The organism is Bradyrhizobium sp. (assembly GCF_027307225.1).
Taxonomy (GTDB): domain Bacteria; phylum Pseudomonadota; class Alphaproteobacteria; order Rhizobiales; family Xanthobacteraceae; genus Bradyrhizobium.
The window spans coordinates 33,493-47,449 of the sequence record NZ_DAHUXJ010000065.1 but is presented as its reverse complement, the minus strand read 5'-3'; the positions used below and the strand labels follow the sequence as shown (position 1 = coordinate 47,449).

Below are 13,957 nucleotides of genomic sequence, written 5' to 3'. Positions count from 1 at the left end.
GTTTGAGCGTTGTGCGCATTAAGCTGCATTCAAGCCGCAACGACGTGGATGGCAATGCCGAGCCTCTCAAGAAAGAGCCCGACAAAAGCGAAGCCAAGCCATCGTCCGGCTCCGTCAAGCCCCAAAGTGGCAGCAGCCTTCAGCAGCTATCCGACACGGGTGCGAACAAAGCTTCTCGCCCTTCGCCGCTTGATCCTCGATACCGCAAAAAGGACAAACGGCGTCGGCCCGCTGGAAGAGACCCTCAAATGGGGACAGGTGAGCTATCTCACCACCGACAGCAAAAGCGGCAGCACGATCCGGATTGATCAGGTGAGGTCAGAGCCCGCGCGGTATGGTATGCGCTCTACTTTCATTGCCAGACCAATCTGGTCGAGACCTTTCGTCAGCTTTATCCGGAGCTGACCTATGGAGGCAATCGGTGCATTCTGCTCGACGCGGCCGAAGAACTGCCGAAAGACGCGCTGGAACACTGCGTGGCGCTGGCGCTGACTTATCACGCCAACAAGCGCGGCCGCGTGTGAGGTGATTTTCTCCGACTAGAGCTCCGATTCCGAAGTTCGCAAGCTATTGCGGCCGCTCCGATGCGAGCTTCGGAATCGAAGGAGCTCTAGCAACTTATTGTTTCTAGTGCGGCTTTGAATTTGAAGTTCCTATAACGAACTCAAGGCGAAACTGATAGGAACTTCAAATTCACCGCACTAGTGAATTCCCCGCCTCTCGCACGTCGCGTAGAGTGTGGCCATGAATCGCCGCCCGCTTTTGATCCCGATATTTCTGGTCGTGCTGATCTGTGCCGGCAACTCTGTCGCGTTGGCCCAGGACAAAGGCAGCGTCGATCCAAAACCGCTGCCGCCCCTTACCAATCCAAACGATCCCAAACTCGCAGCCAAGGAGTTGTTCGGGCGCAAGGTTTTGCCCGCCGCCATGCCGACGCAGGTGATCGGCTTCTACTCCAAGGGCTGCATTGCCGGCGCGCACGCTTTGCCGATCAACGGTCCGACGTGGCAGGTGATGCGGCTGTCACGCAATCGCAATTGGGGGCACCCCAACCTGATCGCTTTGCTGGAGCGTCTGTCGGCGAACGCGCACAAGGACGCGGGCTGGCCGGGCATCCTGGTCGGGGACATGTCGCAACCGCGCGGCGGCCCGATGTTGACCGGCCACGCCAGCCATCAAGTCGGGCTTGACGCCGACATCTGGTTGACGCCGATGCCGAACCACCTTCTGTCGCGCAATGAACGCGAAGAGATGTCGGCCGTGATGATGGTGCGTGCCGATCGGCTCGACATCGATCCGCACGCGTGGACACCTCAGCATCTGGCCGTCGTCCGCGACGCCGCGCAGGAGCCGAGCGTCGAGCGCATCTTCGTCAATGCCGCGATCAAGAAGGCGCTTTGTCGGGAGGCCAAGGGCGATCGCAGTTGGCTCGCCAAGGTCCGCCCGTACTGGGGCCACGACTATCACTTTCACATCCGGATCCGATGTCCGGCCGGCAGCAGCACCTGCAAAAGCCAGCCGGAGCCGACGGAGGGCGAGGCCTGCAGGGCGGCCGATCTTGCTTACTGGTTCAAGGATGAGGTGCTCCATCCGAAACCGTCGCCGGAGCCGGCCAAGCCCAAGCCGGGACTGACGCTGGCGCAATTGCCGAGCGAGTGCCGCCACGTGCTGGCCGCGCCAAATGCCAAGCCCTAACATTGGCGTGGCAACCCTATCGCGCAGGTCTCGATTGGGTTAAAACCCCCCTGCCGCTGATGCCGTAAGCACCGCGGCGTAGCCGGGACGGCAATCCCATCTTCTTTTCTATCAGAAGAACATCGTGCCCGCCGCCGATTGAGCGAGGCCGATCATGTGGAGAGACCATCATGCGCCTTAGTGCACGCAACCAGATCAAGGGCACTGTTCTCGAAGTCAAGAAAGGTGCGACGACCTCCCATGTTCGGGTCGATATCGGCAACGGCCACGTCATCACGTCGTCAATCACCAATGAGGCGGTCGACGAACTCGGCATCAAGGCCAAGGGTCATGTGACCGTAATGGTCAAGGCTTCTGACGTCATGATCGCGGTCGATTGATGCGGAAATCCTTCTTCGTTGCCTTGACCTTGCTTGCAGCCGCACCCGCATTTGCAGCGGAAGAGCCGAGCGGCTGCGACAAGTTCAAATGGAATATCGACCACGCGCGGGCCGCGCTGACGGCGCCGGATCGCGCGAAACTCAACACCGGGAGTGAGCTCGCGGCCTTGCCGACGACCGCCGTGACGGTCGCGCTGGTGACGCCGGCCGACGCCAAACTGCCGACTCCGCCGGAGCGCGCGCCGAAGGAAGGCACCTTCGCCGGATTCACGAAGGTCACCTCTGCGCCGAAGGCGGGCAGTTACACGATCAGCCTTTCCAGCGGTGCCTGGATCGACGTGGTGCAGGACGGGCATTTCGTCAAGCCGACGGCCTTCAGCGGCGCCAGGGATTGCGAGGGCATCCGCAAGACCATGAAATACGATCTTTCGGCAAGCCCCTTCGTGCTTCAGATCAGCGGCGCCAGACAGAATTCGCTGTCGGTTGCCATCCTGCCGTCGGAATGAACGGGCGGCGTTTGGCCTCTTTGACCTGAACCGTCGGCCTGTTATTGTTTTCAAAGCGAAGTTCCCGCTGGCCGTAAGCCGGCGGGGCTAGCGAAACGGCGCTTTCGCTTCTCGCGTGCCATCACGGACCAACGCCTGATTTTGCGCGCCAATTGGCGCGACGTTCGGGCGCGGAGCGCACACTCATGCAACGGCTAATCAAACTTGCTTTTGGCCTCACAATCGCGTGCGGCCTTTTCTCGCCGCCCACCTCGGCTGAGGAAAAGGGCCTGACCGTCTTTGCCGCGGCCTCGATGAAAAACGCGCTCGACGAGGTCGACGCAGCCTATACCACCAAGACCGGCGTCAAGGTCACCGCGAGCTATGCGGCAAGCTCTGTGCTCGCCAGGCAAATCGACCAGGGCGCACCCGCCGATGTCTTCCTGTCGGCCGACACCGACTGGATGAACTACGCGACAAAGCAGAAAACCATCAAGGCGGACACGCGGACCAGCCTGCTCGGCAACAGCATCGTCTTGATCGCACCCAAGGACTCTTCGATCGGCAAGGTCACGATCGCATCGGGCTTCGATCTCGCCAAACTCGCCGGCAATGGGTGGATCGCGACCGGCGACGTGAACTCGGTCCCGGTCGGCAAATACGCCAAGGCCGCGCTGGAAAGGCTCGGCGCATGGGAGGCCGCGGCGCCGAAATTCGCCATGGCCGAAAGCGTGCGCGCCGCGCTGACGCTGGTGGCGCGCGGCGAAGCCGTGCTCGGCATCGTCTATTCGACTGACGCGAAGGTCGAGCCCGAAGTGAAGGTCGTCGGCACCTTCCCGGCTGACTCCCATCCGCCAATCATCTATCCGGTCGCGGCAACCACATCGGCCGGTCCCGCCAGCTTCAATTACCTTGCTTTCCTGCACTCGCAGGCCGCAAAAACCATTTTTGAGAAATACGGATTTGCTTTCCTCGTCCGCCCCTCGTCCTGATCGCATTTGAACGGCGTGTTCGACATCTCACCCACGGAATGGACGGCTATCCTGCTTTCGCTGCGCGTTGCGACCGTAGCAACGCTGGTGGCGACGCCGCTCGGGATTGCGGTCGCCTGGCTGTTGGCGCGGCGTGAATTCTGGGGCAAGGCGCTGCTTGATGCGGTCATCCATCTGCCGCTGGTGCTGCCGCCGGTCGTCACCGGCTATCTGCTGCTCCTCACCTTTGGCCGCCACGGCGCCGTCGGGGCGTGGCTCGCCGAACATCTCGGTCTCGTCTTTGCCTTTCGCTGGACCGGCGCCGCGCTCGCCTGCGGCATCATGTCGTTTCCCTTGCTGGTGCGGCCGATCCGGCTCTCGATCGAGGCCGTCGACCGGCGGCTGGAGCAAGCTGCGGCAACGCTCGGAGCGGCGCCCTGGCAGGTATTTCTGACCGTGACGTTGCCGCTCGCACTCTCCGGCGTGCTCGCCGGAATGGTGCTCGGATTTGCCAAGGCGCTCGGCGAATTCGGCGCGACGATTACATTTGTGTCGAACATTCCCGGCGAAACCCAGACCATCTCATCGGCGATCTATGCGTTGATCCAGACCCCCGATGGCGACGCGGCGGCCATGCGGCTGGTCGTGGTATCGACCTTGATGGCGACCGCCGCTCTCATTGCTTCCGAATGGTTTGCCCGGCGCGCCCTTCTGCGCCTGCACGGGAACTAGTGTGGCGGTTCAGAAGTCCACATCCATATTGCCGCGAGTTCGTCATGTGGACTTCTGAACCAAAGCCACACTAGAATTATGAATTTACTAGTGTCCTGTCGATTCCGAAGTTCGTAAACCGGGGGCCGCAAAATGATACGAACTTCGGAATCAGGGCACTAGTCATGCTGAGCGTCGACGTCACGAAGCAGCTGGGGGAATTTGCGATCGAAGCCTCGTTCGCGAGCGAGGGCCGCGTCACCGGGTTGTTCGGCGCTTCCGGCGCGGGGAAGACATCGCTGGTCAACATGATTGCAGGCCTGCTGCGGCCCGACCGCGGCACGATCGCGATCGACGGCGAAACGCTCGATGATACGTCGCGACAGCTGCACGTCGCCGTTCACCGCCGCCGGATCGGTTATGTCTTTCAGGATGCGCGGCTGTTTCCGCATCTCGACATCCGCAAAAATCTCAACTACGGGCGGCGCATGAACCGCCTCGCGGAAGATGCCGCCCTGTGGCAGCGCGTCACCGAGCTTCTGGACATCGGCCATTTGCTTGATCGCCGTCCAGGAAGGCTGTCGGGCGGTGAGCGCCAGCGCGTCGCGCTGGGGCGGGCGCTATTGTCCGAGCCGCGGTTGTTGCTATTGGATGAACCATTGGGATCGCTCGATGAAGAGCGCAAGGAAGACATTCTGCCCTACCTCGTTCGCCTGCGCGACGAAGCCGGCGTGCCCATGGTCTATGTCAGCCATGATGCATCAGAGATGCGGAAGCTGGCGACGCAGATTGCAATCGTCCGGCGCGGCCGAGTGACGGCCTTTGGCGGCAGCGAAGTGCTGCCTGCAGCAACCGAGCCTGCTTGACGTTCCCAAAAGCCTGCATTTCTCGGCAAGCGTCGCATCTTCCGTTAATGATCTCGGTAAAGGCAAACGCGCTGTTGTCGTTGACGGCTGACGTTGCCCGCTACTGACATCGAACCAAATCTGAATTGATGGCGTGGGCCTGCGGGGCCGCCCGCGCCATTTTGTTTTCAGATCCCGGCCACTGACGACCAGAAACTGGCCAATTTTTGCTTGAGCAGCTTTAGCGGCGGCGGAGGCGGCGGCATCTCATCCGGATCTTCAGGCAGACGAAGACCGATCACGCTGACCCTTCCGCCGCTGATGCTGCGCGCCACCAGAACAATGCTGTCGAGCTCGAGCGCGGCGCCTTCTCTAGGCGCGTGATCGAGATGGATGTCGAAATAGTCGGCGAGCGTGAGTGCCGTCTCGTCAGGATTGACCTTGACGCCGTAGACCTCTGCCAGTTCGCCCAACGTGTGCTCGCCTGACACCGTGAAATCGCCGAGCAGATGCGGATCGGGCGCCGAGCTCGGCGGCATGTCGACGAAGAAACGGTCGAGCGCCTCCGCCTTCTCCGGCGGCGCGAGCAGATAGATATAGTCGCCAGGCCGAACCGGTTCGGCTTCCACCGGCGATAGAATGTTTTCGTCGCGGATCACGAGCGTCGCCTTCGACCAGGATGGCGTGAGGCCGCGCCGGAAAAACAGACTTTTCGGCCGCACAGGATAGCCGACCAGTTGCTGCTCGAGCTGGCCGGGAAGATCGAGCTCGACCCGGCGAGGGCCACGGTCGGTGCGTGGCAGCGCGACATGCAGCCGCCGCGCGGCCGCCGCCAGCGTCCATCCCTGCAGCAGCAGCGAAATCACGACGATGACGAAGGCGACATCGAAGTAAAGATAGGCCTTCGAGAGGCCGACCAGCATCGGTATCGATGCCAGGAAGATCGCAACCGCGCCGCGCAGGCCGGTCCAGGCGATGAAGACCTTCTCGCGCCAATTGAAGCGAAACGGCAACAGACAAACAAACACCGCAAGCGGACGCGCCACCAGCATCAACACCAGAGCGATGACGACAGCAGGTCCAACGCTCCCCATCAGACGCTGCGGCGAGGCGAGAAGCCCAAGCAGCACGAACATAACGATCTGCGCCAGCCAGGTCGCGGCGTCCAGGAACGTCACCACCGAATTGTGCGCGCGGGTCGGCCGATTGCCGATGATGATGCCGGCGAGATAGACCGCCAGGAAACCCGAGGCGTGGGCGATCTGCGCGACACCGAATATCACGAGCGCCGCCGTGAGCACGAAGGGCGCATGCAACCCCTGCGGCAGGGCCACGCGATTGAGCGCCAGCACCACCAGCCGGCCGCCGACAATTCCAGCCACCGCGCCCAGCACTGCCTCGCGGCCGAGCTCCATCGCGACATGGGCGAAAGAACTGCCGCCGACGGAAATCAGTTCGACCAGCATCAGCGTGAGAAAAACCGCAAACGGATCGTTGGTGCCGGACTCCGCTTCCAGTGTCGCACCCACGCGCGGGCGCAGCCGCAGGCCCTGCGCATGTACCAGCAGGAACACCGCCGCCGCGTCGGTCGATGCCACCACCGCGCCAACCAGGAGCGCTTCGGCCCAGTTCAGGTCGAGGATATATTTGGCGATGGGTGCGGTGATAAGCGCCGTCAGCAACACCCCGACGGTCGCCAGCACCATCGATGGCGCCAGCACGGCGCTGATGTTCTGGAAGCGCGTCCGCAGGCCGCCATCGAACAGGATCAGCGCGAGCGCCACCGATCCGACCAGATAGGTACTGCGCAAGTCGTTGAACTCGAGCTGGCCGGGGCCGGAATCGCCCGCGATGACGCCGATCAGCAAAAACACCAGCAATAGCGGCGCGCCGAAGCGCAGCGCCAGCAGGCTCGACAAAATGCCCGCCATGACGAGCACTGCACCGAGCAGGATGGCTAGGCTGACGGAGTCGAGAGAGGCCATGGCTGTTACGTAAATCCTTGCTCTAGTACCGCCGATCTGAAGTCCCTGCACCACAAGCGGCGAATTCGATCCGGGACTTCAGATCGATAAAGCGGTACTAGAATCAATAAGTTTGCTAGTGCCCATGACTTTCCGAAGTTCGTGAAGGTGGGTGCTGCGATGGAGCACGAACTTCGGAAAGTGAGCACTAGCATCCTTATCGTCGCCACAGTTCGACGCCAACCCCATTTTGCCGAAGCTCGATTTTCCGCGCCATTCCGTACCGAGGCTGCTGGTGATGATGGCGCGGGCGACGCGGTTATGTGAAAATCGTCCGAATCACACCCGCCCTGGGACGATCTGCCCGACCCCGAGATTTTTGACGATGGAATTTAACGACATCATCGACTACCTGCGAACGGTGGCGAGTTCCACGGGCGCTGAAATCTCCTCACCCTTCTTCTATCTGCAATTCGGCCTGATCCTGGTTGCCGCCGGGATTGCGCTGGCAGCCAATGCCGCATTTCAGGCACGCGTCGATACCACTTCCCTCGCCCGGCGGTGGCCGCTGCCGCTGCGTCGGCTGGCGCATGTGCTGGTGGAAAGTTTCCCCACCATCATGTTTACGGTTCTGATCATCGGCGCGCGGATCGTGATGTACCACTCGACCTGGCCGAGCCGCAGTTACATGCTGGTGGTCGCGGTCAAGCTCGCGCTGGCCTGGCTGGTCATCCGGCTGATGACGTCGGTCATCCGTAACGCAACCCTGGTCAAGCTGGTCTCGGTCACGGCGTGGGTGATCGCGGCGCTCAGCGTCATCAACCAACTCGAGCCGATGGCTGATGCGCTCGATTCGGTCTCGGTCGTTCTGGGCGGGCTGCGCCTGACGCCGCTGCTCGTGATCAAGCTCGGCCTGATCCTGATCGCCGCGCTCTGGGTCACCAACATCGCCAGCAATTTTGCCGAAAGCCGCATCAACCAGTCTTCGGACCTGACCCCATCGATCCAGGTGCTGCTGGTGAAGATGATCCGCATGGGGTTGATGATCGTCGCAATTGCGCTGGCCCTAAGCGCGGTTGGTATCAACCTGTCGGCGCTGGCGGTGTTCTCGGGTGCGGTCGGCGTCGGCATCGGCATCGGTCTGCAGAAAATCGTCGCCAACTTCATCAGCGGCATCATCCTGCTCGCGGACAAGTCGGTAAAGCCGGGCGACCTCGTCACCATCGGCGACAGCTCCGGGCGCATCAGCGCGATGAAGACGCGTTATATTTCGGTGGCTGCCGGCGACGGCCGCGAATTCCTGATTCCGAACGAGGACCTGGTGACGCAAAAGGTCACCAACTGGACCTATACCGACAAGAACACGCTGGTGAAGGTGACCTTCAATACCAACTATGAATCCGATCCGCGGCGGGTGTGCCAGCTCGCCATCGAAATCGCGGCCGCAGCCCCCCGCGCCATCAAGTCCAAGCCTCCGAACTGCATTCTCACCGAATTCGGCGAGACCGGCATGAAGTTCTCCTTGACCTTCTGGATCGCGGACCCCGACGGCATGGATAACGTCAAGAGCGAGGTGATGCTGTCGCTGTGGGAGGCGTTCAAGCGCGAGGGCATCAAAGTGCCCTACCCTGTGCGCGAGCTCCGGGTTCGCGGCGGGGCACTCCCGGTCGAAACGTCGGTGGAAGTCTCGAATTAACCTTCCACCTCTGGTTCCGGCGTTGGCGAGCAACTTGCGCGGCGCGCGCCAATCATTAAATTAGATCCTTCAATCAGAACCCCTTCGAGACACGACCCGCCCATGAGCTATGTCGAGGCTTCAGATACATCCCTGCGCAAGACCGGGCAGATCAAGCTGCACGGCCCGGGCGCCTTTGCCGGCATGCGCAAGGCGGGCTCCCTGGTGGCAAAATGCCTCGACGAGCTGACCGACATCGTCAAGGCCGGCATGCCGACCTCGAAGATCGACGATTTCGTGCGGGAGTTTGCCTTCAGTCACGATGCCTTTCCGGCCACGCTGACGTATCGCGGCTATCGCTATTCGACCTGCACCTCGATCAACCATGTGGTGTGCCACGGCATGCCCGGCGACCGCGCGCTGAAGGAAGGCGACATCGTCAACATCGACGTCACCTTCATCTTCGATGGCTGGTACGGCGATTCCAGCCGGATGTATGCGATTGCCCCGATCGCGCGAAAGGCCGAGCGGCTGATCGAGGTGACCTATGAGGCGATGATGCGCGGCATTGCCGCCGTCAAGCCAGGCGCCACCACTGGCGACATCGGCTATGCGATCCAGGGCTACGTCGAACCGCAGGGCATGAGCGTGGTGCGCGATTTCTGCGGCCACGGCCTTGGCCGGCTGTTCCACGACGAGCCGAACATCATTCATGTCGGCCGACCCGGCGAAGGCGTGCCGCTCAAGCCCGGGATGTTCTTCACCATCGAGCCGATGATCAATCTCGGCAAGCCACACGTGAAGATTCTGTCCGACGGCTGGACCGCGGTGACGCGGGACCGCTCGCTGTCCGCCCAGTTCGAGCATTCGGTCGGCGTCACGGCGACCGGCTTCGAGATCTTTACGCTGTCGGAACGCCACGGCGAGAAGCCGCCAGCCACGTAATCCGGCGAATAATCCGCCACCGGCTTAGCGGTCTCGAAGCCCCCGGCGGGGCCGCTGCGAGCGCAATTTTCTCCAAGCGATGATCCCGGCCTTTGGCGATATTCGCCGCAGACGCGAAGCATCCCCCGGAGACGATCGATGGCCAACGAATCCCGTTCTTTTATCGACGCGCTGTGCGGCACCGACGGCCCGGCGCATGACCGCGCCGGCAAGATGATGCTGTATGGGCAGTTCGTCGGCGCATGGGACGGAACACTCACGCGGTACGGCGCCAATGGCGATCGCTCCGATTCCACGGCGGAAGTTCATTTCGGCTGGGCGCTCGAAGGCCGCGCCATTCAAGACGTCTGGATCGCGCCTGCGCGCCGTGGACGGGCGCCCGGCGAGATCGACAGAATGTATGGGACGACGTTGCGTGTTTACGATCCGAAGGCCGACCACTGGGACATCACCTTCATCGACCCGGTCAGGCAGAAGCACGACAGGATGACCGGGCGGCAGACCGGGCCCGACATCATTCAGGAATATCGCGAGGCAAACGGCACGATCTGCCAATGGTGCTTTTTCGAGATCACGGCCAATTCCTTTCATTGGGTCAGCCGCGAATCCGCCGACGAGCGGCAGACGTGGCGTCTCACCGCCGAGTTTTACTTCAAACGCAGACCCCAGGCTTAAAACGCCGTCAGCCGGAGGACCGGCTTCGCAGGCCCCGCCCCACTTCCCGGTTGCAAAACTCCGCCGCCGCGGCACATTGGGGCCAATGGGCAGCGAGAGTACCGATCCGGACAATCCAAAGGCCGCGCGCGAAGAGGCGCCGCATTACCATGGCCACCGCGAGCGGCTGCGCACGCGTTTTTACGACGCCGGCCCGGAGGCGCTGAGCGATTACGAACTATTGGAGTTGGCGCTGTTCGCCGCGTTGCCGCGCCGGGACACCAAACCAATTGCCAAATTGCTCCTGAAGAAATTCGGCTCGTTCGCGGAAGTCGTACATGCGCCGGAAAACCTGCTGCGCGAAATCGACGGCATCGGCGATGCATCGATTACCCAGCTCAAGCTGCTCGCCGCCGCGGCCGACCGCATCGCCAAGGGCGAGATCAAGCGCAGCGTCGCACTATCGTCCTGGAATGACGTCATCGGCTATTGCCGCAGCAGCATGGCGTTTGCCGACAAGGAACAGTTTCGCATCCTCTTTCTCGACAAGCGCAATCAGCTGATCGCCGACGAGGTGCAGCAGACCGGCACAGTGGACCACACGCCAGTCTATCCGCGCGAGGTGATCAAGCGCGCGCTCGAACTATCCGCGACCGCCTTGATCCTGATCCACAACCATCCTTCCGGCGATCCCTCGCCCTCGCAGGCCGACATCCAGATGACGAAAGCAATCGTCGGCATCGCCTCGCCGCTCGGCATTTCCGTGCACGACCACATCATCGTCGGCAAAAACGGACATGCGAGCATGAAGGGGCTGAAGTTGATGTGAGGGCGCGATCGCACGACGCCGGTTCTGCTCCGGCAGATTGCCTCCTCAGCAGCCTGGCTTGTGTCGGCTCCACCATGACAACCGGGTTGTTATGATGATCCGGGCTTGCCGCAGTGGAGCGACGCCATGAATGCGGACTCGCCGGTTCCGCGCGATCGTCATTGGCTAAGATTGAAGATGTGCAACTTGGTGAGCCAGGCACCGTCGGGCTGGTGCTCGAAGATGCGGACGGTGTTCCCCGACACCTTCGTCGCCTCGCCGGCTTTGTTGATGATGTTGAGCGTCCAGTGGGCTTCCTGATAGGCATATCGGCCATCCTGCCCAATACTGACGATCTCGAACGTATGGTCCTTCCTGTTGCCTGGCTTGAGGCGATCTTCCCAAAACCGTCCAATTGCTTGCCGTCCGTTGACCGGCTGCGCCCCAGGCGGCAGCACAACTGCGTCTTTCGTGTACATCGCCGGAAACGCCGCCGGCGTATTGGTGTTGTATGCGGCGAGCCAACGCGCGTTGTCCGCCTCCATTACGGCACGCATATCCTCGGCCCGCGCGCTGCCGACGGCAGTGAGCGCAACCAGCAGAGCTGCACAGAGCACATATTTCGCTTTCATTGCTGAACCTCCAAAATCGATCAGGCCGTCGCCGGAGCAGTTCCCCGGGCCCGGAGATCGCGTGCGTAAGCTCCTATTTGATCTCCCACGCGACCGCGTGATGGTTGACAAGTCCTCTCGCGCCGCCTGGCAAATCGTGAAGCCCGGCGCGCGTGACAAATCCCAGCGTACCGGCGCGATGGAAGCGGCGGAATCCCGCGAATATGGAAACCCATCCCGCAAACACGGGTTGCGCTCTCACGCAGTGCGCAGACCGGACGAACCGAGGCGGCGCGTTGTTGCGGTGGTTTAAGAAACCGGCAGCAACAGATTGAGCGTCGTGCCCGCGGCGGATGGCTTGATTTCGAGGCGGCCGCCGATGATTTTCGCGCGATGCCTCATGCTGGCGATACCGCGACCGGCGTGCTCGCCGCAGAAGCCTGTGCCGTTGTCGCGTACCTGGATGTAGACGTGCTCACCGGCCGCATCCAATCCGGTTTCTACGTGTATGCTAGATGCATGTGCGTGCTTGACGATGTTGGTGAAGGCCTCCTGCAGGATGCGCAGAATGTGCAGCACGTTCTGCGGCGTCAGGCAGAAGAGACCCGGTACCTCTCTCACCTGCCAGTCGAGGTCGATGCCTTGCTTGCGCAGCCGTCCGTCGAGCCGGTAGCGCAGGTTTCCCATCACTGGGAGAAGGTCGTTTTCAGTCGGCTCCAGCGAATCGATGGTGAGTCGAAGGTCGTCGAGGCATTCGCGCAAGGCGGCGGCGATTTCCGTTGCCGAAGATTCGCCGTGCTCGACCAGACTTAAGGCCGAGATCAACTGCGCTCCGATGCCGTCGTGCATGTCGCGCATGATCCGGCGGCGCTCTTCGACGATCGCTTGCTGCCGCTCCATCTGCTGCATGTGCCGGTAGCTCTGCTCCAGCTCGGCATGCTTCTGTGCCACACGGTGCTCCAATTCGGCGTTGAGCTTTTCCGATTCGTTGAGCGACTTCACGAAGCGATCGATCAGGATCCAGCCGATCATCATGAACATCGGCACGTAGGCAAACGGCTGATACCGTGGCAAATCAATCGGATGGGGCAGCAGGCGCTCGTTGGCGGAGATGATGAGCTTGACTGAGCCGGCGACGGCGAGGCCCAGCGTCTCCAGCGTCTTTCGCCGCCAAGCGGTCGCCCAAAAAACCCCAACATAGACAAGGGTCAGCACGAAGGTCATGAGCCACCAATGCTGAGGGATCCATCCCCCGATCCCGACGAAGGACGCGTAGTCGATGAATGGCGAAACAGCCAGATAGGCCCAGAGCCAACGCTCCAGACGCGGCCAGCGCCAACCTGCGTAGCGCAGCGCGAAAAGGCACAGGAATACGATGTAACCTTCCAATCCCACCCACACCAAGATGCCCCAGTAGGGAAATGGGATCGGCGGCTCGGTGATGACAAATCTGCCGGCGACGAAGAGAGCGAACGCGAGCGCGGTCAATCCGAAATAGCCGTACATCGACTCATGACGTCGACGCAGCCACAAGAGCAGGATGAAGGCTCCGAAGCCTGCCGAAAAAATTGAAATCATCCCAGGGCCGCTGAGTGACACGAAGACAGTTCGGTCATATTCGGAGCGCACCAGAGGCTCCGGTCCTATCGTGACGCGCGATAAAACGCCGGACGCGCCGCGCCTGACCTGCAGGCGCACGTAGGCGGTGTTCACGCCCGTATGCAGCAGTTCAGGCCGTATGGCGAAAAGCCGCGGGACATGGGCGAAAAGGCCGCGCTCAGGTACGAGTAACGGCGTCTCGAGCGACGGTCGATCGGTGCTGTCCCCTCGTCCAAAGGTTTCCGTCTGTCCTATGTACCCTCCGTTCACATACAAAGCCGCAACACCCTTCAGCACAGGCAGGTGAACGGCGTATAGCTCATGCGGTTCGCCGGGTAGAACGAAACGCAGCCGATACCAGCCGTATCCCCAGACATCCGGACGCGAAGCCACCCAGTCATCCGGCAAGCCCTGCGGCTGCCAAGCGAGTGAATCCGACGGTGCCTCCGACGAGTCGCTCAGGACAAACTCGGCATGGTCGAGGCGCAGCAGGGACTCGCCCGTAGCTCCGAGAGACGGAATCGGCGCGAGCGCCAACTCGAGAACAAGCGCGATTGCACACAGACGCGCCAAGGGCAGCGAATTTTGTGGCGGCCGCAGAACCACCCCGCCGA

The 13,957-nt window shown here is 61.8% G+C and carries 14 protein-coding genes; 11 read left to right on the top strand and 3 right to left on the bottom strand.

What is annotated here, in order from left to right:
• The 7 genes from M6D32_RS11075 to modC form a co-directional block, all read left to right on the top strand.
• A partial coding sequence (locus M6D32_RS11075; protein ID WP_298255946.1) for a hypothetical protein occupies positions 1 to 308 on the top strand: 308 nt, incomplete at its 5' end.
• A 436-nt stretch (positions 309 to 744) separates the two neighbouring features.
• Entirely contained in the window at positions 745 to 1,695 is a 951-nt protein-coding gene (gene mepA, locus M6D32_RS11070) for a penicillin-insensitive murein endopeptidase (RefSeq protein ID WP_298255945.1), read from the top strand.
• A 170-nt stretch (positions 1,696 to 1,865) separates the two neighbouring features.
• On the top strand, positions 1,866 to 2,075 hold the full coding sequence (locus M6D32_RS11065) for a TOBE domain-containing protein (protein WP_298255944.1): 210 nt from the start codon (positions 1,866 to 1,868) through the stop codon (positions 2,073 to 2,075).
• Complete coding sequence (locus M6D32_RS11060) at positions 2,075 to 2,581, top strand: hypothetical protein (RefSeq protein WP_298255943.1); 507 nt, start codon at positions 2,075 to 2,077, stop codon at positions 2,579 to 2,581. The genes M6D32_RS11065 and M6D32_RS11060 overlap by 1 nt, the downstream gene beginning before the upstream one ends.
• A gap of 185 nt (positions 2,582 to 2,766) precedes the next feature.
• The gene (gene modA / locus M6D32_RS11055) at positions 2,767 to 3,552 is read left to right on the top strand and encodes a molybdate ABC transporter substrate-binding protein (protein ID WP_298255942.1); all 786 of its coding nucleotides are present in this window, start codon (positions 2,767 to 2,769) and stop codon (positions 3,550 to 3,552) included.
• A gap of 15 nt (positions 3,553 to 3,567) precedes the next feature.
• Positions 3,568 to 4,263 (top strand): molybdate ABC transporter permease subunit, encoded by a 696-nt coding sequence (gene modB, locus M6D32_RS11050; RefSeq protein WP_298255941.1) that lies wholly within the window; start codon positions 3,568 to 3,570, stop codon positions 4,261 to 4,263.
• Positions 4,264 to 4,427: 164 nt separating this feature from the next.
• Positions 4,428 to 5,108, top strand: coding sequence for a molybdenum ABC transporter ATP-binding protein (gene modC / locus M6D32_RS11045; protein WP_298255940.1), 681 nt, complete (start codon positions 4,428 to 4,430; stop codon positions 5,106 to 5,108).
• A 167-nt stretch (positions 5,109 to 5,275) separates the two neighbouring features.
• On the opposite strand, the gene M6D32_RS11040 is transcribed toward modC, so the two are convergent.
• Complete coding sequence (locus M6D32_RS11040) at positions 5,276 to 7,072, bottom strand: potassium/proton antiporter (protein WP_298255939.1); 1,797 nt, start codon at positions 7,070 to 7,072, stop codon at positions 5,276 to 5,278.
• Between the two features lie 364 nt (positions 7,073 to 7,436).
• Here M6D32_RS11040 and M6D32_RS11035 point away from each other — a divergent pair, with 364 nt between their 5' ends.
• From M6D32_RS11035 to radC, 4 genes are all read left to right on the top strand, one after another.
• Positions 7,437 to 8,747 (top strand): mechanosensitive ion channel domain-containing protein, encoded by a 1,311-nt coding sequence (locus M6D32_RS11035; RefSeq protein WP_298255938.1) that lies wholly within the window; start codon positions 7,437 to 7,439, stop codon positions 8,745 to 8,747.
• Positions 8,748 to 8,849: 102 nt separating this feature from the next.
• The gene (gene map / locus M6D32_RS11030) at positions 8,850 to 9,671 is read left to right on the top strand and encodes a type I methionyl aminopeptidase (RefSeq protein ID WP_298255937.1); all 822 of its coding nucleotides are present in this window, start codon (positions 8,850 to 8,852) and stop codon (positions 9,669 to 9,671) included.
• A gap of 138 nt (positions 9,672 to 9,809) precedes the next feature.
• Positions 9,810 to 10,346, top strand: a complete 537-nt coding sequence (locus M6D32_RS11025; RefSeq protein ID WP_298255936.1) for a hypothetical protein — start codon at positions 9,810 to 9,812, stop codon at positions 10,344 to 10,346.
• A gap of 85 nt (positions 10,347 to 10,431) precedes the next feature.
• Positions 10,432 to 11,154: a DNA repair protein RadC gene (gene radC, locus M6D32_RS11020; protein ID WP_298255935.1), complete on the top strand. Its 723-nt coding sequence runs from the start codon at positions 10,432 to 10,434 to the stop codon at positions 11,152 to 11,154.
• A gap of 158 nt (positions 11,155 to 11,312) precedes the next feature.
• Here radC and M6D32_RS11015 read toward each other — a convergent pair whose 3' ends face one another.
• Together M6D32_RS11015 and M6D32_RS11010 are read right to left on the bottom strand one after the other, a co-directional pair.
• Positions 11,313 to 11,765 carry a nuclear transport factor 2 family protein gene (locus M6D32_RS11015; RefSeq protein WP_298255934.1) on the bottom strand — a complete coding sequence of 151 codons (453 nt, stop codon included), beginning with the start codon at positions 11,763 to 11,765 and terminating at the stop codon, positions 11,313 to 11,315.
• A 288-nt stretch (positions 11,766 to 12,053) separates the two neighbouring features.
• Positions 12,054 to 13,916, bottom strand: a complete 1,863-nt coding sequence (locus tag M6D32_RS11010; protein ID WP_298255933.1) for an ATP-binding protein — start codon at positions 13,914 to 13,916, stop codon at positions 12,054 to 12,056.
• Positions 13,917 to 13,957 lie beyond the last annotated feature (41 nt).